The organism is Nostoc sp. FACHB-892, from assembly GCF_014698795.1.
GTDB lineage: Bacteria > Cyanobacteriota > Cyanobacteriia > Cyanobacteriales > Nostocaceae > Nostoc.
Window position 1 is genome coordinate 61342 of the sequence record NZ_JACJTR010000022.1, and the last position, 19336, is coordinate 80677.

General features: G+C 43.0%; 11 protein-coding genes and 3 pseudogenes. 9 read left to right on the plus strand and 5 right to left on the minus strand.

Annotated elements, in window-relative coordinates; translation table 11 throughout:
- Positions 1 to 7: 7 nt before the first annotated feature.
- Both H6G96_RS24950 and H6G96_RS24955 read right to left on the minus strand, forming a co-directional pair.
- Positions 8 to 271: a hypothetical protein gene (locus tag H6G96_RS24950; protein WP_190914504.1), complete on the minus strand. Its 264-nt coding sequence runs from the start codon at positions 269 to 271 to the stop codon at positions 8 to 10.
- A 592-nt stretch (positions 272 to 863) separates the two neighbouring features.
- Positions 864 to 1460, minus strand: a complete 597-nt coding sequence (locus H6G96_RS24955) for a DUF1802 family protein (RefSeq protein ID WP_190914506.1) — start codon at positions 1458 to 1460, stop codon at positions 864 to 866.
- Positions 1461 to 1539: 79 nt separating this feature from the next.
- On the opposite strand from H6G96_RS24955, the pseudogene H6G96_RS24960 reads away from it, so the two are divergent.
- The 3 genes and pseudogenes from H6G96_RS24960 to H6G96_RS24970 all read left to right on the plus strand — a co-directional run.
- Positions 1540 to 1857 (plus strand): annotated as a pseudogene (locus H6G96_RS24960) (aldo/keto reductase); the annotation flags it as partial.
- Between the two features lie 108 nt (positions 1858 to 1965).
- Positions 1966 to 2631 (plus strand): annotated as a pseudogene (locus H6G96_RS24965) (aldo/keto reductase); the annotation flags it as partial.
- An 897-nt stretch (positions 2632 to 3528) separates the two neighbouring features.
- Entirely contained in the window at positions 3529 to 6249 is a 2721-nt protein-coding gene (locus H6G96_RS24970; protein ID WP_190914508.1) for a CHAT domain-containing protein, read from the plus strand.
- Positions 6250 to 6354: 105 nt separating this feature from the next.
- Here H6G96_RS24970 and H6G96_RS24975 read toward each other — a convergent pair whose 3' ends face one another.
- A complete protein-coding gene (locus H6G96_RS24975) occupies positions 6355 to 7029 on the minus strand; it encodes a cold shock and DUF1294 domain-containing protein (protein WP_190914510.1) in 675 nt (224 codons plus the stop codon).
- A gap of 215 nt (positions 7030 to 7244) precedes the next feature.
- Here H6G96_RS24975 and H6G96_RS24980 point away from each other — a divergent pair, with 215 nt between their 5' ends.
- Both H6G96_RS24980 and H6G96_RS24985 read left to right on the plus strand, forming a co-directional pair.
- A complete protein-coding gene (locus tag H6G96_RS24980; protein ID WP_190914512.1) occupies positions 7245 to 7979 on the plus strand; it encodes a DUF1995 family protein in 735 nt (244 codons plus the stop codon).
- Positions 7980 to 8051: 72 nt separating this feature from the next.
- Positions 8052 to 8630, plus strand: coding sequence for a histidine phosphatase family protein (locus tag H6G96_RS24985; protein ID WP_190914514.1), 579 nt, complete (start codon positions 8052 to 8054; stop codon positions 8628 to 8630).
- Here the strand turns inward: H6G96_RS24985 and H6G96_RS24990 are convergent.
- Positions 8624 to 8905, minus strand: a pseudogene (locus H6G96_RS24990) (element excision factor XisH family protein). The gene H6G96_RS24985 and the pseudogene H6G96_RS24990 overlap by 7 nt on opposite strands.
- 119 nt (positions 8906 to 9024) lie before the next feature.
- Positions 9025 to 12054, minus strand: a complete 3030-nt coding sequence (locus H6G96_RS24995; RefSeq protein WP_190914516.1) for a zinc-dependent metalloprotease — start codon at positions 12052 to 12054, stop codon at positions 9025 to 9027.
- 536 nt (positions 12055 to 12590) lie between these two features.
- Here H6G96_RS24995 and H6G96_RS25000 point away from each other — a divergent pair.
- From H6G96_RS25000 to H6G96_RS25015, 4 genes are all read left to right on the plus strand, one after another.
- Complete coding sequence (locus tag H6G96_RS25000) at positions 12591 to 14360, plus strand: pentapeptide repeat-containing protein (RefSeq protein WP_190914518.1); 1770 nt, start codon at positions 12591 to 12593, stop codon at positions 14358 to 14360.
- A 408-nt stretch (positions 14361 to 14768) separates the two neighbouring features.
- On the plus strand, positions 14769 to 15839 hold the full coding sequence (locus H6G96_RS25005; protein ID WP_190914520.1) for an LOG family protein: 1071 nt from the start codon (positions 14769 to 14771) through the stop codon (positions 15837 to 15839).
- 441 nt (positions 15840 to 16280) lie between these two features.
- Complete coding sequence (locus H6G96_RS25010; protein ID WP_190914522.1) at positions 16281 to 17603, plus strand: D-alanyl-D-alanine carboxypeptidase; 1323 nt, start codon at positions 16281 to 16283, stop codon at positions 17601 to 17603.
- A gap of 509 nt (positions 17604 to 18112) precedes the next feature.
- Positions 18113 to 19330, plus strand: a complete 1218-nt coding sequence (locus H6G96_RS25015; protein ID WP_190731175.1) for an HhoA/HhoB/HtrA family serine endopeptidase — start codon at positions 18113 to 18115, stop codon at positions 19328 to 19330.
- Positions 19331 to 19336: the final 6 nt, after the last annotated feature.

The window sequence follows — 19336 nt, forward strand, 5'->3', positions numbered from 1 at the left end:
CCAATAACTATTGATTTTGGGCTGTTGACTCTACGTAGCTGCTCCTACCAAACTCATTTGCCCGTGCGGTAGGTACTAGTGTCCAACCTGCTTTGAGAAGTTTTTGATAAGTTGCCCAACCTTTAGAACCATTTGGTATTTGATAATCTGGGACTTTAAAATGTCCAAAAGCAGTGTAAGGACGCCAAGGTTGATTGGGTTCTGTTTGCAAATACAAAATTTTCTCTCCGTTGCCACCAGACTTAGGTAACCAGCACATTTGTCGATGCATTGCAAACTCCTTTGCCTTTAGATAATAATGCATAATAACAGATTTTTGTCAAGGACATTGTCACCCTTGTGGGGTACTTTTTTGCCTAATACTTTAGACAAAGTGTAATTAAGTTCTATCCACTAAGAGTTAATTACTTAACAAGTCCTACCCTGAGAAAGCTGCTAGTAGGACACAAAGATAAACAGCTTTCTCTCACCTTCCTTGTAGGGGAGATTTTTCTAATGTTATCCGCGCTTTTTATGATTGTGTGTAACAATAACTACTGTTTTGACTAAGGTTCGCAATCTGGCTATTTGTTTTTCTGCTTACATACATAAGCGCAGATTTTGGAAACTACTTATTGATTAAGGGAACTCCAAAAAATAAATTATCCAATTTCTGGACTTCACTACGACTTTCCCTCCCCCTGCCCCCTGCCTCTATAGCTTTGGGGAAGCAAGCTACGCGTAGCGTCCCGCAGGGATGGTATATTTTTTGATTTTGAAGTCCCCAAGCTGGAGTTGCAGTTGCGCCTAGCGCAACCGCCATCTCCTCATGCGCCTTGGCATTCAATAAAAAATTGGTCTTTGATAACCCATAACTTGGATTATCACAAAGATGGAGCATACAACTTATCGCCAACAATCTGGCGAATTGTCTCTACTAGTTGAGTGTATGCAAAGTCAGATAAAACTGGTTTTGCTCCTTGCAAATCAATTGGTTGATCTAAATCAATCCATGACTTGCAACCGCCGTATTTAGGTTGGTAGGGAATTTCTTGTTGGCGTAATTTATATGTCCGTAGGAGGAGAATATAAAGCGGCTGGCGTGGTTTCCATTTGAGGCGATCGCTAATAAAATGCTCGTTCCAAATATGGAAGGGAAGCAAGGTGTTGACAATAGACTCGTCACTAACTGGCAAAATATCTGTAATTTCAGCCCAACTGCCGATGGGAACTGTCTCTGGATGCCAACCTGATGTTACTGGATAAACACGATCAGCATACTCAGCTTTCAGCATGAAAGCTTGTTGATGTTCATAAGTAGGATAAAGTAAAACTTGCTTGTGGGCAACTTGGAAATGTCCATTTCGTTCATGGATACCCCCTTTGCGGAGCAACATAATTGTTTTGCCACTTTCTAAGGCATTGACGGCGACTGCCCATTCTTTGAGAGCATGAAAAGTTGTAGTTAATTCCATCAGCATCTACTGTAACTCTGATTTAATTTCAATCTAAAACCGATAACGTGTAAAACTATCCAGGGAAATGAATTAGGAAGCAGTTATGGAAAAGCGCTCGCTTGGTACAACTGATGTGAAAATCACACCCATCTTGATGGGAACTTGGCAAGCTGGTAAAAGAGCGTGGGTGGGAATTGAGGATGTTGACTCGATTAAAACGCTCCGAGCCGCTTATGAAGCTGGGATCACCACAATTGATACTGCTGAAGCTTATGGTGAAGGACACTCTGAGCGAATTATCGCTGAAGCTTTATCTGATGTACGCGTAGACGCGTAGCGGCTTGTCGCCAGACATCGCGTGGAATATGCCACAAAAGTTTTCGCTAATCATCTAAAGTATGAACAAGTCATTCAAGCTTGCGTAGACGCGTAGCGGTGAGGGGGTCGCAGTCTTGGCGGTTCCCGTCGATTGCGACCCCCCGAACCCGTTGGCGAAGCCTCTCGTAGAGAAGGGCTTGTCGTTAGACATCGTTCTTTAACCAACTTGAAAACTGATTACATCGACTTTTACCAAATACATTGGTCCTCTGGTGCTTTCAATAGCAAAATAGTACCTATCGAGGAAACTATGAGCGCTCTTAACCTGCTCAAAGAGCAAGGTAAAATTCGAGCCATTGGTGTTTCCAACTTTTCCCACGCCCAGTTAGCAGAAGCAGCAAGTTATGGACGTATTGATAGTTTACAACCACCTTATTCTTTATTCTGGAGACAGGTAGAACAAGATGCATTGCCCTATTGTATCGAGAACAATATTTCTATCCTTGCTTATTCGTCTTTAGCACAGGGATTATTGACAGGGAAATTTGCTCTCGGTCATAAATTTGACCCAACAGATAACCGTGCTAAAAATAAACTGTTTCAAGGCGAAAACTTTGAACGTGCCCAACAAGCGCTAGAAAAACTGTGTCCTATAGCCCTTCTTCATAATTGTACCCTTGCTCAGTTAGCTTTAGCGTGGTTAATTGCTCAACCCCAAACAAATGCCATCGTCGGGGGGCGTTATCCCAAACAAGCGCTAGACAACGCATTAGCCGCCCAAATTAAGCTTTCTGCTGCCCAATTGGCAGAAATTGATGCCATTAGGCGTATTGTCACCGACAATCTAGATGATAGCCAGATTATGTGGAATTGCTGACAATTCAGTTTGGTTAGCTATGCTGATCTATCCAAGATCCCATTGATTCTCTTAAAAAGAAAGCTGGGGATCAAATTTATGGGTCTAGATTGCAAAATCTAACAGAACATGAACTTTAGTAAACTAAGGGTTGTAACTCACCAAAGTAAGTGATAACTTAAATAGTAGGACACCAAACAAAGCAAAACCAAACAGAAAGGGTCAATGACTTAGTGTCCCCTTGTCATGAACCCAAGCAAATGTCAGCATATCAAATATAGAAGTGGTAAAAAGCCTAATGTAGAAGGCAAAACCAAATTTTAAAGCGGAAAAACGCAAGAATGCTGAGTTTGTTCGTTGTTTAGTCCACCTTAGTTATTAACTTTCAATTACTTAATTAGTTTAACAATTTGAAGCCTGTAAACTCGATAAAACCTGGTCACCCTTGACCAGGTTTTTGGTGTTTTACCAAAACAGAATTCAGGAGTCAGGAGTTAGAATTCAGTTGGATATTCTGAGCGATAAAGCAGATAGCATAGCGGTAGCGAGTCTACGAGCGTTTGAATAAAGGCGTTTAAAAGCGTTTAAAACTTCCACCAAATCGGAAATTTGGTGGTCAACAAAACAGTCGCGGGTCTGAATGCCGCACAGATAGCGAAGCGTCTCGCAACAGAAGGGGAAACGCAAAAGGCGAACAAGCAAGGGTCTTGATTCTGGCCGGCGCAGCGTCTCCGGCTTTGCTCCTGAATTGTGACTGCTGAATTCTTCTTCAAACAAGAGGTCTAATATCAACACAAATAAGATTGTGGAAGCTTAGGCATGAGTAATGGAATGCAAATGCTAACATTACCGTGGTAGTCCAAATACCTACAGTTAATTCTGTACGTTCCTGGTTATCACTTACCTTTTGTCATGCTTATGGCTAAAACAACTAGGATTTTTAGCACGAATTTTGTAAAGATTAAAAAACAAAAGCAGTCAGGGCGTTGGCAGAAGACTAGGCTGGCTCACTTTTTACGCTTGCCTTTGTACTTCCTGATAGGATTGCTATGCATTCTTGGTTCACCCGTGCTGGCAAAAGTTCCTGGCACAATTAATTCTTCCTCTGAACTACCAATTAACAGTGTTACGTCGTTGGCTGTGACCTCTGACCCAGCCTCACTACTACAACAAGGCAAAGTTTTATACGATAGCGGAAAGTTTGCCAAGGCGGTAGAAGTGTTACAAGAGGCTGTCCAAACATATAGGCAACAAGGGGAGAGTCTTAGACTGGCAGCAACACTGAGTAATCTTTCCTTAGCTTACCAACAACTCGGTGCGTGGAATCAGGCACAGCAGGCAATTACAGAGAGCTTAAATTTGCTCAATGAACAGGGTGAAAACCAAAATCTGCAAATATTTGCCCAATCACTTGATATTCAAGGTCGTCTCCAACTGACAATGGGACAGGCAGACAAGGCTTTAGCAACTTGGCAGCAGACAGAAGAAATTTATAGGCAAGCAGACAATAAAAGCGGCGTGGTGCGATCGCAAATTAATCAAGCACAGGCGTGGCGAAGCCAAGGGTTTTACCCTCGCGCTGTCAAAACACTCGAACAGGTAAGCCAGACGTTAAAATCTCAACCAGACTCTATAGAAAAGACAGTGAGTTTGCGATCGCTCGGTGATACCCTTTTGGTATTGGGTGATTTGGAAAAGTCACGTCAGGCGTTAGAAGAAAGTCTGATAATTGCTCGAAATCTGCAATCAAACGCTGATATTGGGGCCAGTCTGTTCAGCCTGGGAAATAATGCCCGTAAACGAGAAGACATACCAAAGGCGATCGCCTATTATCAACAAACAGTTGCAGCATCTCCCTCACCCCTGATAAAAGCCCAAGCCCAACTCAATCACTTGAGCCTACTCATTGAAGATAAACGAGCCGCAGAGGTTCAAACTATCTTGCCGTTGGTAGAGTCTCAAATCGAGCAACTCCCCCTTAGTCGTGCCAGTGTTTACGCTCAAGTTAACTTTTCTGAAAGTCTGGCAAAAGTCAAGAGTGGCATATTGCAAGCATCAAGTCAAAATTATTACTCAGGATTTAGCACCAAAGACTCAGCAGTATTACTTGCCAACGCCATCAAAGAATCTCAAAGTTTAGGAGACAAGCGAGCAGAAGCCTATGCGCTGAAGAGTTTAGGCGGCTTGTACGAAGAAACCAAGCAGTGGAAAGAGGCGCAACAGCTTACCCGGCAAGGATTAGCTTTAGCACAGAGCAGCAATGCACCAGAAATTACCTATTCCTTGGAGTGGCAATTAGGTAGATTGCTCTGGGCACAAAAAGATATTAATGGTGCGATCGCGGCGTATGATTCTGCTGTAGGCACTCTCGAGTCTCTTCGCAGAGACTTAGTAGCCAATAAAGACGTAGTGAACCAGGATGTGCAATTCAACTTCCGGGACAGCGTGGAACCCGTTTACCGAGAGTCAGTAGAATTACTCCTGAAATCCCAAGAAGGAAAACCACCAGATGAAAAAATATTAGAGAAAGCACGAGAGCGGATTGAAGCACTCCAGCTAGCAGAATTGGACGACTTTTTCCGGGAAGCTTGCCTACAAGGCCAGAGAGTAGCCCTCGATCAAGTGGTAGATAAAGATAATCCCACGGCTGCCATCTTTTATCCGATTATTCTTCCTGACGAACTCCAGGTAATTGTCAAAATTCCCAAACAGCCTCTACAAAGCTACAGTAACAAGATATCCCAAGCAAACGTAGATAAACTCTTAGTAGAACTGCGAAAAAATCTTGTCAATCCTACCGCAACCAAAGTCGTTCAAACCCAGGCACACCAGGTTTACGACTGGCTGCTCAAACCTATGGAATCACAATTGCAAAAAAGTGGAGTAAATACCCTAGTGTTTGTGCTGGATGGTCAGTTACGCAATTTACCAATGGCTGCTCTCTATGATGGTAAACAATACTTGGTAGAGAAATATGCAGTTGCCCTGAGCTTGGGTCTGCAACTCCTCGACCCTAAACCGCTAGTACAACAGCAATTAAGAGCTTTAACAGCAGGACTGACTCAGCCGCCACCAGGTTTTTCTGAGTTTGCACCATTGCTTGCTATTAAATCCGAATTCGAGGGCATTACCAAAGCAGGTGTCTCGACAACTAGCTTACTAGATGGAGATTTTAAGAAAAAGAATTTAGAGAGTGAAATTGGTGATACTTCATTCAACATAGTCCATTTAGCAACCCACGGTCAATTTAGTTCTCGTCTTGAAGACACTTTTATTTTGGATTTCGATGGTCAGATTAATGTCAAGGATTTTGATACTCTCTTTCGCAGTCAGGGGAAAAGTATAGTAGAGCTATTAGTTTTGAGTGCTTGCCAGACAGCAACAGGAGACAGCCGTGCAACACTCGGTCTTGCAGGAGCAGCTGTACGAGCTGGGGCACGCAGTACGATAGCCTCTCTGTGGCAGATTGATGATCAATCGACAGCAATGTTTGTTAGTGCCTTCTATCGAGAACTCAAGAGTGGCAAAACCACCAAAGCCGAAGCAATCCACCGTGCCCAGCTAGAACTGCTGAAACATCCTAACTACAAAGCACCAAGCTTTTGGTCTGCTTATGTGTTGATTGGGAATTGGTTGTAATATTTATGAGTTATAGGACTAATATTTGATTTTTGAAATAACTCCATACAACTTAAAAAACCGGGGATCTCGATTGAGCAGTTTATTGTAGCTAACTTGGCTCTGTTACCCTCTAGAAAAACTGCTGAGAAATAAACCCACCAGCCTTCTCCCAAAAACAAGCCAATCCAACCAAAATACAATGTGAACAGCTACTATTATCCAAAATACAACTTGGTATGAAACCTTGCTACTTTTATGGCGTAATTTTCGTTGGGCAATAAATGCCCCCAACCATCCACCCATAAATTCACACAAGTGTAATCTCTTTTCTGATACTCTCCAACGCCCCTGTTTTGCACGAGATTTATCATCCGCATACAGTGTAAAGGTAATAAAACTCATTACAGGATAAAGAATCAGAGGAATTGGGTTGAAAGTTTTAAATGCAAAATGTATTGCTCCTAAACCCGGTAATAATGATAAGAGAAACACTTCAAATATTAAAGAAGATTTCGCTGTGGGCTTGAATATTTTTTTCCCTATTGCAGAAGATGAAGTTATCGGCATAGATTTGGATACCAGTCCCTCAATGAAGGCGTTGCAAGCATGAACTCTTCCGTCTTTATCAACTGTTAGCTGATAGCAAATTACATCACCAACTTGTGGACGATGATTTGTTTCTTTGAGTGCAGTGATATGAAGAAAAACGTCTTGACTGCCATCACTGGAGCGAATGAAGCCAAAGCCCTTGTCATCTTTCCATGTTGTTAGTTGACCTTTATGCAAAACAGGTTTCATAAAAGACGCTGATCTTAATACTTTATTGTTAATGTTCCCATCTCAATAGCAACAGACAACATTAATCCTGAACCCATCTACAAATGACTTTCAGGGCTACGCCTACGCAAAACCCATTGAGCCTTTATATCCTGAGGTTGATTGTCATCGTCTGCCTACTCAATAAGAGCTAATACTGGAACAATGAGAGTAATGCTAAACCGACATAATAAACTATGAGTGAACTTCCAAATAGTCTTGAAGATGCGATCGCCCAATCTCGTGTAGCCGTCCAAGCTGCCCTTGCAGATGGTTGTACTCGCATACAAGTTGAGTTCCTGTTTCCAGAACTCAAGTTTATGCCAGTGGCGGAACAATTTCTGCCACTGTTTACAGAATATGGTTCCCGTTTGAAGATTTTCTTTGCTGACGCTGGTGCTGCGGCCTTAGCCCGACGCGATTGGGTTGATACACCATTTCAAATTTTGGATATCGGTACGGGAAGGGCTGCTTCTTTGGAAACCAAAATTCAGCCAGAGGATGAAATTTTCTTATTCATTGCCCCCACTTCCGTAGAAGTACCGCAGTTAGAAAAGCTATGTGAAGTAATAGGCGATCGCCCTTTAGTCTTGTTAAATCCCCGCCTAGAAGATGCTGGAACTGTGGGTATTGGTTATACAGCAAGAAAAATCCGCGATCGTTTTATCAGTACCATTGAATCCACCTATTACCTCCGCCCTATAGACGATGAAACCGCCCTATATCGCTGCTACCCCGGACAGTGGGAAGTTTGGCTGGAAACCGACGGCGAATATCAAAGAATTGCCGAATTACCCAAAAGGCCATCAGGTGATGAGTTGGATCTCATCCTCTTAAAGGGACAACCGCAAACAACAACAGATGCTGCACCTGTGAGAAAGCCCAGTGTATTTAAGAGTTTGCAACGGTTTTTAAAGGCATTGAGTAGTTAGGATAATGCAGAGGTAGCAGAAGGAAACTTGATCGCCTGCTGCCTCATTTTGAGTTTTCTATACATAAACTTGATGCAGAAAACCCTGTATATTGTGCGACATTGCCAAGCTGTTGGACAGGAAGCTAATGCGCCTCTTACATCAGAAGGAAATCTCCAAGCGATCGCTCTTGCTGATTTGTTATTCGATTTTGGGATCGAGCGGGTTATCTCCAGTCCATTTATTAGAGCATATCAATCAATTGCTCCCCTAACGGAACGTCTGGGCCTCTCAATCGAGATTGATAACCGACTTTCCGAACGTGTGCTGTGTGCAACACCGCTTGCTGATTGGCGTGAGCGATTAGCTGAATCATTTACCAACCTTGATTTATATCTAGATGGTGGTGAGTCAAGTCGTGGTGCTATGGCGCGTGGGATAGCCGTAATTGATGAAGTATTGCAGCAAGAAGCAAACACAATTGCGATCGTGACGCATGGCAATTTGATGGCGCTGATCCTGAAGCATTTTGACGATCGCATTGGTTATGCTGAATGGGGAAAATTGAGCAATCCAGATGTTTATCGCATACAGTTTTTCAATGGTGCAACACAGGTAGAGCGAATGATCTGCGCTAACGACATTAGTATTAATCAAAACTTGCATTACTGATAATTCTCAGTAAGATTTAGATTGATTTGACTGCGCTGGATAATAGTTTTAATAAATGGTTTATTTAAAAAATCGTTATAAGTGTTTAAGGGCACTGCTAAATACAAAACTCGCTCAGAACCTATTTCTTAAGAAAGCATATCGATAATTAATAAGTCGATGTACATATCAGTAATATTTTCTATGCGAATTAACAAAGGATCATGAGTAATTCGCCACCCGTCTTTTTGCAATGCCGATTTTACAACATTGTGAAATTTATCTCTAGCTGACATAAACTGTTTTTTCAGCCTGTGTAGGCATTATAAATATATTTTGCCTTGCCAAAATTCTGAAAGAAGAAGAGGAGCCAAGAATCTTACTATTAATTCCTAACTCCTCACTCTTAACTTTTTTAATTCGCTTGCAACGGCGCGTTTAAGACTTTCTCAATGCGATCGCGTGTTTCTAGTAAGTGCGCTTTGGTATATTCATCATCTGAATTAACCTCCTTGAGCTTATCATTCAATTGTCTAAGTTTATACCAAGCTAAAGTACGAGCATCTTCTGGCACATATTCTTTTCGCAACACCATATCAGTTAAGATGTCCAGGTATTGTCGCTGTAAGCCTCGCCGTAAACTAGCAATCTTCATTGGTTTACCTTTTGGTTGGATTACTTCTGTCCAGATACCTGATTGCAAAGTTTCAAATAGTTCTGGTAGAGTCAGTGCATTTTCGAGCTTCGTTTTCAGTTCAATATCCTTGAGACGAGAAAGGCGATCGCCTGAGAGTAAATCCCGCAACACAGAACCCTGCATGAATAGCACTAAGTCATGAATTGGAAAATCCAAACGACCAACTTGCGGTGTACTACCCCAATGCCGCCAACGGGAAGGTGCTAATTTATTCAGTAATTCTGGTGAAAAACTCAAGGCATCTTCTGCAAATAGATATTTTTGCAGCGTTTCTAAAGCCTGCCGTTGTTCTTCAACTGGTACCGATTCAAATGGTAATCGGCGTTGGCCGACTTCAGAAGCCTTCCCCGAAGGTATCTCGCTAGGATGAATGCGAGAAAAAGACTGTCCCCCAATATATTTTGTGGTGTAATATATTTGCTGAAAATAGTTACCCAATACTGTACTAAAACGTTCGCTCACATCGCTGTAACTATCACCAGCCATTGGGAAACGCTTATCGAGACGTTCCCACATCACCCGCGAATTATTCAACTGCCACTGAGAATAAAGCAGCACATTGCCGCTGTTATCCCAAGCATCTGCTGTGGGGTCAAGGTCATACACATCTTCATCTGTAGAATAACTCAACTCTGGTTTGTAGGATTGTCCAGCAATTTCCTCTAAAATTGGCTTTTCTGCTATGGGAGTTGATGTCTGAATTGATAGGTAGCCGTATTTAATCGCCCACTCATCATAAGGGCCTACCATACTGGGAAAATAATCTCCCTGTTTTGTCCCTTGAGGGGCAATATTTGGAGGAATATAATCCATTACCGAAGTTGTCAGACCTTTGGTTTTGGTAATTTCCGTATTATTCATCTCTTGTGGTGATAGCAGTGTACTACCACGGAAGTTATGGCGCAAACCAAGAGTATGCCCAACTTCGTGAGCGATGATTAAACGTAAATATTCGTTGATATATTGTTTCATCTGGTCTGGAGTGGCCATGGTTTCTGGTAGCAATGACATTGCCAGTGAACCAACGGCAAACTGGTTAGCAGCTTCCATTCCGTAGCATAAATCGTACTCGCTTGCCATTTTAGATAAACGGTTCAATAACCCTTGTCCCTTTTGCATCTGTTGGGGGACACCGCTATTTTTTGCATCTAAACCATTGGCGCAAAGTAGACGATTTTGCATCAAGGCTGATAAAGTGGTGCGATTTTCTGTTTGGCTAGGTTGAATAATTTGGCGATATTCACTTTTGAGTACCCGCACGAAGCTAGCATCTACGAGAATATCTGCATCCAAAATTTCCCCAGTCAATGGGTTAACGCGAGATGGCCCCATTGCAAAATAACCATCTACTGTGTTGATCCAGCGAATCGTGTTATAACGAATATCTGCTGGGTCCCATGTGGCATCATCTGGCATTTGGCGAACTTCAATTGCGTCTTTGAATCCGGCTTTAAGAAAGGCTTTGTTCCACATTAAAACGCCTTCTTTGATAGGATCGCGGTACTCTAAGGGCACAGCGTTATCAATCCAAAAGACAATCGGTTTTTTGGGTGGAGAAATTGCTGCTTTCGGGTCTTGTTTTTCTAAATCCCAGCGATTGATGTAACGGACAAAAGAATCGCCGCGATCGTCTTTGGATAAATCTTGGTAGGCGGTGATGAAATAGCCGATGCGTTCGTCAGCAATGCGCGGGCGATAATTTTTATCGGGGAGTTGGGAGAGACTATAGTGTACGCGCAAGGTATAGCCACGGTTATCAGCTAGCGACGCAAAACTTGCCACTTCACTGTCACCACTACTGCTACTAGAGAAATTTAAAACTGACTCAATTTCTAAGTTTTGAGGAAAAGCTTTAGCAGTACCAAAATATGACTGGTCTGTGGTTGCTGGGACTCCTAAACTTGCAGATAATCCACCTAAATCTGTCAGTAGCAAATCTCCTAAGTCGATAAGAAGAGTTTTGCGTTCTGGATGAATGCTTTTAAGGGAAATGTTGTAAAGAACAGAATCACTAAAAGACCGCGCTAGCGATCGCGCTTGAGGATCTCCCTCACGAGTGCGAAAATTAACATTGCGGATCACGAAGTTTAATTTATCATCCACGCGCTGGAAATAAAACAAAAAATCTTGCAGAGGCATACCGCTGTAAATACCTCGTTCGCCAATACCCGATTCCAGAGTTGCTGTAGCTAAGTAATTTTTGTTAAGTTGCTCTGGCTTAATTTCTAAATAAATTTTATTCTTTTCTTTATTACGATAAAGAGTGAACAATCCTCCTGACTTTTGCGTGTCTTTGATTACTTCATCAAACGGCTCTAAATCATCCTTTGCCGTTGATGTTGGTGTTTTACTAGGTTTAGGTTTTTCTGCGGGTTTTGCAACTTGTAAAAATGGTTGCTGTCCTGCTTTTTTAGGATCTCCCACTACCCAAATAAACGGTTGAGGCTGTGCGTGTTTATTTTGATTAACCACCCAAACTTGCCCTGAAGGTAGCCTCTGCTTCTGATAAATATTGATATTATTTAGCGATAATGCTGAGGTTTTAGTTGAAGAAGTTTCTATCTTTAACTGAGTATTGGATTTCTCTTTGCTTCTGGCTGTTACTACGGCTTCTACAACCGGCGCAGCTTTACGGTTAGCTGACAACTCTGGATCAATGTTAACAGATGGTGACTTGGCGCTAGCCGTTGCTATTCCTAAAAATAAACCATGTAACAAAATCATATAAAAAGTTAATCTGTTCTTCATTCTATATATCTCCGATAGCTATCCCGTAATTAATCTTTAACTTTTGCAAAGTTATGTAGCGGCTTTTTGCCGATTATCTCGGCTGCTGTTATATCAAGCAGTAAGCTTTAGACTTCAATTTTAGTTGCTATTTTTCAGCAATATTCATGCTTTTGTACAGTAATATTTTTCCTAACAATTGCGACTTTCACAAACAGTAAGTATTATTTTTACATCAGACTAATAAATATCTTGGGAAAAAAGTATAACAAATTAGCCAAAGAAGGTGGAAAATTCCTTGATTTTTGAAATAATTTTTCTGATCACACTTTATTTGCAGCAGTAGAAGAAGCTTAAGCTTACTATGGGTTAGCAAGAAGCCGACTTCTAGGAACACCGTCGGTATAGACCATTGGAGATGTCGCCAATGGATGATATTTTTCGTGTAGTATTTATTGATACTATTAACTTCCGGCAATGAAAAGCAAACTAGCATAGAAAAATTTTTAATTCAGAATTATCGAAACAGTAATTTAAATGTAACAACGGACACAGAAATGTCAACATATTTATCTCAAGTCTGGCAACTGCTGAGAAATTATGTGAGGGATATAAGGTTAGAAGAGATGCCAAAGACCACATCTGTAAAAACCGAAGCAGTTTTACCTTTAGGAAAAAGTATTAAAGAACCATATAAAAGCATTAATTTTGCTCAAGATAATTTACAAGAAGATTTATGGTTTCAAAGACTGCAAAAAAGCTTAGAAAAATGGACAATATCAAAGAGCAGTTTGACTTCTGAGATAGTTGATCAGACATCTGACGCACTACCTTCTGGGTTCTGTTTCGGAGTGTGCGATCGCCAGATGCATGAAGAGATTTATGATTTACTAGGCAATCGGGCGCTAAAACCAGAAATAGTTAACCAACTAATGGAATTGGTTGTGACTAGTCAAAAAAATCGCCCAGAACTGCTTTTTTGGCGGCTAGAAGATTTTTATCGTCGCTGGTGTCAGGGAGAATTTATCGATGAGACACCAGATGATAACCTACCTCAGAAAACAATGATAAAGCTAGCGGCGCAAAATATTGCGATCGGGCTGAGGCAGGTAGACATATATACAGGGCTGAACGTATTGATTTTACTGTTAGAGCTACACCGCTACGCCCAAGAGCGAGATGAACTCAAACAAAAAATCACTTTTTTTCCATCTGCTCAACCAGATACAGACAATTTTTTTACATCCCAACTGCTGCGGATCATCAACTATAGTGATGCCCTGGAAATTGGTAATTTTAGTAATATAGTCGGGCAATTCCTCAAAGGCGGGAACTTTAGAGGTGTTTACTTGGGCGATGCCAACCTGATCGGTGCAGACTTTAGGGGGGCTGACCTAAGCCTTGCTTATCTCGGCGATGCCAACTTGACTGGCGTAAACTTCAGTGGTGCAAACCTTAGCGGTGCCAACCTCGGCGACGCTAACCTCAGCAGTGCCAACCTCAGTGGTGCTAACCTCAGTAGTGCCGATCTCAGCAGCACCAACCTTAGCGGTGCTAACCTTAGCTGTGCCAACCTTAGCCGCGCCGACCTCAACCGTGCTGACCTTAGCAGCAGTAACCTCAGCCGCGCCGACCTTAGGCGTGCCGACCTCAACCGCGCTGACCTCAGCAGCACTAACTTTAGCCATGCCGACCTAAGTAACGCCATCCTTTTCGGTGCGAATCTAAGTGAAGCCAACCTCTACAGCGCCAACCTTAACCATGCTGATCTCTGTCGCGCTGACCTCAGTGGTGCTGATTTGAGTCACGCCATCCTCAACGGTACTAACCTCAGTGACACAATTCTTTTTAGTACCAACCTTAGTAATGCCATTCTCATGGCCGCTGACCTCAGCTATGCCAAACTCAACGGTGCCAAGCTTAACAACGCCAGACTCAACGGTGCAATGTTCTTAGGCGCAGACCTTAGCGGTGTAGACCTGAGTGGGGTGATTCTCAACGAAGCCGACCTGAGTGGGGTGATTCTCAGCGAAGCCGACCTCAGTGGTGCCGATCTCACCGACGCGATCCTCTTCGGCACAGACTTCAGCTATGCCAACCTTAACAGTGCTAACCTCAGTGGCAGTAACCTCAGTGGTGCTATGCTCAACGGTGCGGATCTTAGTCATAGTAACCTCAGCTACGCCATTCTCGGTGGTGCCGACCTCAGCGATGCCAATATGGAAAAAATGACCTGGGGTAAAAAGCAGCAGTGGGAAGGTGTGCGGGGATTAGAGACAGCAGTGAATGTGCCGGAGGCGTTGAAGGAAGAATTGGGGCTGAATTGAGATGAGGGGGCAAGAGGGACAAGGGGACGTAAAATCCAAGCTTTGAACAGCAACTTTCGAGTTCTGAACACGATTTTCCGAGTTCCGAACACCAACTTCCGAGTTCCAAACACCAACTTCCGAGTTCTAAACACCAACTTTCGAGTTCTAAACACCAACTTTTGAGTTCTAAACACCAACTTTCGAGTTCCGAACACGATTTTCCGAGTTCCGAACACGACTTTCCGAGTTCCGAACACCAACTTCCGAGTTCCAATCTCAAAAGATGGGGATCTGAGCTTGAGCAGTGATGAATACTACCTCAAAGCCCGCTCTGAGTATGTTAACTGTACACCAGATGCCGATATCCCGCTTGCTAGAGTGTAAGTCGTTCACGTAAAATATAATGCCATTGTTGCGGCAGTTCTCATGACCTCATCTGCGTCGTTTGACACATTAGAGTCTTTACAGGCGGATATCGCTGAATTGATCGCTCGCTTACCGACATTAAAAAATCGGCAATTTATTCAGCAATCACTTGCGACTATTCTTCGTCTAGCTGATACCGAAATTGAACGTCTCGATTGGAAAATCTTGTCGGCTGCATTAGCAGATATGGAGAGGGGTTTCCAGCTATTTTATGATTATCGACATGTTCGTAAAGTCACCATCTTTGGTTCTGCTCGTCTAGCGCCAGATACGCCAGATTACCAAATGGCTCTTAAGTTTGCTCGCGCTGTTTCTCAATTAGGATTTATGGTGATGACAGGCGGTGGCGGTGGAATCATGCAAGCGGGTCAGGAAGGGGCTGGGCGAGAAAATTCTTTTGGATTAAACATTCAGTTACCCTTTGAGCAGGAAGCGAACCCGTTTATAGAAGGTGATCCTAAGCTAGTTCACTTCAAATATTTCTTTACCCGCAAGCTGTTTCTCCTTAAAGAAAGTGATGCTGTAGCCTTGTTTCCTGGAGGTTTTGGCACTCAAGATGAAGCTTTTGAATGTATGACATTAAGCCAGACTGGTAAATTTGGCCCAGTACCCGTAGTTTTAATTGATCACCCTGGTGGCGATTATTGGCGATCTTGGAGCGAATATATTGATAAGCAACTAGTGCAAAATGGTCTTGTCAGTCCTGAAGACCCCAACCTTTATACGGTGACGGATAACGTGGATGTGGCTTGTGACGCTATTACCCGTTTTTACCAGGTTTATCACTCCTGTCGATATGTAAGCAATAAATTAGTCATCCGTCTGAAGACAGATATATCAGATGATCAGGTAGAGCAACTCAATGCTAATTTCAGCGACATTATTATTCAAGGGCGGATTGAAAAAAGTCAGGCATTACCCCAAGAGGCACAAGATGAAACTGTTGGACTACCCCGGCTCATTTTGTGCTTCAATCAACGTGACTTGGGGCGCTTGTATCAGATGATTGCCACAATCAACCAGATGGGTACGCCTTCACCAGAGGATGCAGCGCATCCAGAAAGGAAGTAGGTCTTAACTAATTCCTAATTCGTAATTCGTAATTACGTTCGCGGACTCCTTCTCTCCGAAACGCTAAGAGCGAACGCGCTGCGCTAAGTTAATTTTTGGGTTTGTTGAGTCCCGTACTAAATTCTAAAATTGCTGCTTTATAAGTAGTAGGGGTATGAATCCTTAATTAATTCAATTACGAATTACGAATTACAAACTATTTTGATTTTTATTGCGAATTGCGTTACCGGAGCGGGGCGTTAGCCCATTGCGAATTGGATTTATGTGGCTATCTTTATGAACAATAGGCACTTTGGCATTGTCAAAGGAGCCGCGAAAACAATATTATTCACCCTACTTAACAGATGAGAAAAACAGCAGTTATCATGACTCAATACTGATTCTTGTAAAAAAGCTTGTATATTAGCACAGTAAACTCAAATCCTAACAGAGGAATAAAAAATGCTGGAATTATTGGGTTCAGGTTTAGTGTCGCTCTGGCTAGAGATGGCCGGGGTACAAATCAAACCTCTAGATGCCTTAGATGCTTTGACTTGGCAAAGTAGCCCTGGCTTGGTTCTTGCCCCTGATCCCAATCCAGCTGGGGCGACTACGGTGCAGCAATATCTGAAACAGTTAGTAACATCGAAACTAATAGCCCAAAATCTGGCTGAGAGTCAGGGGATTTGGATGCAGTCGGGGCCGATGTTAATGGCAAATCACCAAGGTACAACACCCCTGCCGGCTGCCTCTTTAACCAAAATTGCCACTTCACTAGTTGCTTTGAAAACTTGGGGACCAGACTTCCAATTTGATACCTTAGTCAGTGCTACCGGCCCAGTGGTAAAAGGGGTTGTACAGGGTGATTTGGTAATTACTGGTGGTGGTGATCCTTTGTTTGTTTGGGAAGAAGCGATCGCTCTTGGCAATACTCTCAATAAAATGGGCATCAAGCAGGTAAAGGGAAATTTGATCATTACTGGCAATTTTGCCATGAATTTCCAACGTCAGCCGATGCTGGCGGGTCTGATGCTCAAGCAAACACTAAATCGTGCGACTTGGGGCCGCCCCGCTATTTATATACACTCAATTATGCCCAAGGGAACGCCCAAGCCTGAAGTCTTGATTGCGGGTGCTGTGAAAGTTGAAGCGCAACCAAGCCCTCAACAAACTTTGTTAATGCGTCATCGCTCGTTGCCCTTGAAGCAACTAATCAAAGAAATGAATGTTTACAGTAACAACGAGATGGCAGAGATGCTGGCAGACTCAGTGGGAGGAGCCACTGTAGTGCAGTCAACTGCTGCTAACCTTGCTAGGGTGCCACAAGTAGAAATTCAGTTAATCAATGGTTCTGGATTGGGGCCGGAAAATCGTATTTCTCCCAGAGCTGCTTGTGCGATGTTGATGGCTATTCAAAAAGAAGCAGCTGCCCATCAATTGAATCTGGCTGACTTGTTCCCCATGTCTGGATTTGATCAGCGAGGGACACTACACTCCAGACACATTCCAGCCGCAACTGTAATCAAAACTGGGACTCTCCGGGATGTGAGCGCTTTAGCTGGAGTGATGCCCACACGCGATCGCGGTTTGGTTTGGTTTGCTATTATCAACCGTGGGACAAATGTCTGGGGTTTGCGGACTGGACAAGACCAACTACTGCAAAATGTTGTAAAACAATTACAACTACCTTTGGCTGTTCCTGTTAATCTCACTCCCCACTCAGCCATCAACTCTTTACCACAGCTAGGCGCAGCCAGTCGAAATGAAATTTTATTCAAAAGTTAGTTCATCGTCTAGAGTCACATCTGACAAGGTTTTGAACTAAAAGTGAGTATCGGTGTCTACTAGCCCTTATTTCCTTTTGATGTGTGTCACTACCTCGAAAGGTTTAGTACAGCACGGTGTAAATAAGCAGACCATTGAAAAGTCCTAAAGAGCTTATTTCATAAACCTTTTGACTTTTTATTTTTGACTTCCGCCTAGCGGTACTAGTATTATTTAGAAATCCAAAAGTTTTATTAATGGGTAAAAACCGAACTTGTAAAGGGTAAATGTCCATAATAGCTTTTGGGTTAAATTTTCAATTAAGTTGATTACAGATAGTTCGCAAAATGCCTTAACCTCAGTATTGAGAAGAGCAGACAAACCTCAAGTAAAAATAACTGTAAATAGATTTGTCACATCAAGAGGAAAGGGAGCAGGGGGTAGGGGAAAAGACCCCATACCCGCTTCCTGCCCCCTGCCTCTTCGGTCACGACTAAGCAACAATTAAGCTTATAAATTAGGTTGTGATTATGCGATTTCCGAAATCATCCCGGTCTATACGTCAACTCAGTAGTCATGTTTTAGCGATCGCGCTAGGAGTTTTGCTAACCGTTAGCACATTGCAGGTTTTGCCCTCCCAAGCCGAACCCGCACCCACAGTAACTGCTGGAGATACTTCGCAACTGATTGCCCAACGGCAATCACCAGCCACTGCTGCGATCGGTAGCAGTAGCTTTGTCACAACAGCAGTAAATCGTGTTGGTTCAGCAGTTGTTCGGATTGATACTGAGCGCACAATTACTCGTCGCGTTGATCCATTTATGGAAGACCCCTTTTTCCGTCGGTTTTTTGGTGACGGTTTCTCTCAACAGATGCCTCCTGAGCAGCAGTTACGCGGTGTAGGCTCAGGTTTTATTCTTGACAAGAGTGGGTTAGTTCTGACTAATGCTCATGTGGTCGATAAGGCTGATAAAGTAACAGTCCGGCTCAAAGATGGTCGCACCTTTGAAGGGAAAGTTCAAGGTATTGATGAAGTTACAGATTTGGCAGTAGTCAAGATTAATGCTGGTAACGATTTGCCAGTTGCACCCTTGGGTTCTTCCAGTAATGTCCAAGTAGGAGACTGGGCGATCGCAGTTGGTAATCCTTTGGGATTTGATAACACCGTTACCTTGGGAATTGTCAGTACTCTCAAACGTTCCAGCGCCCAAGTCGGCATTAACGACAAACGCTTGGATTTCATTCAGACAGATGCTGCCATTAACCCTGGTAACTCTGGTGGGCCGCTATTAAATGGCCAAGGTGAAGTGATTGGCATTAACACAGCCATTCGTCCTGACGCGATGGGTATTGGGTTTGCCATTCCTATTGATAAAGCTAAAGCGATCGCAGCCCAACTACAACGTGATGGCAAAGTAGCTCACCCCTATTTAGGTGTGCAAATGCTAACTTTAACACCCGAACTTGCCAAGCAAAATAACACCGATCCCAACTCTCCTATTCAGATACCAGAAATTAATGGTGTTTTTGTAATGCGAGTTGTCCCCAATTCTCCAGCTGCATCTGCCGGCATCCGACGCGGAGATGTAATTCTTCAAATTGATGGTAAACCAATTACCAGTGCTGAACAATTACAGAATTTAGTGGAAGACAGCCGCCTTGGTCAAGTATTACAGGTGAAAGTACAACGGGGTAATCAGACACAGCAGCTTTCAGTCCGTACTGCTGAGTTGCAAAATGCTTCGTAGGGGCAA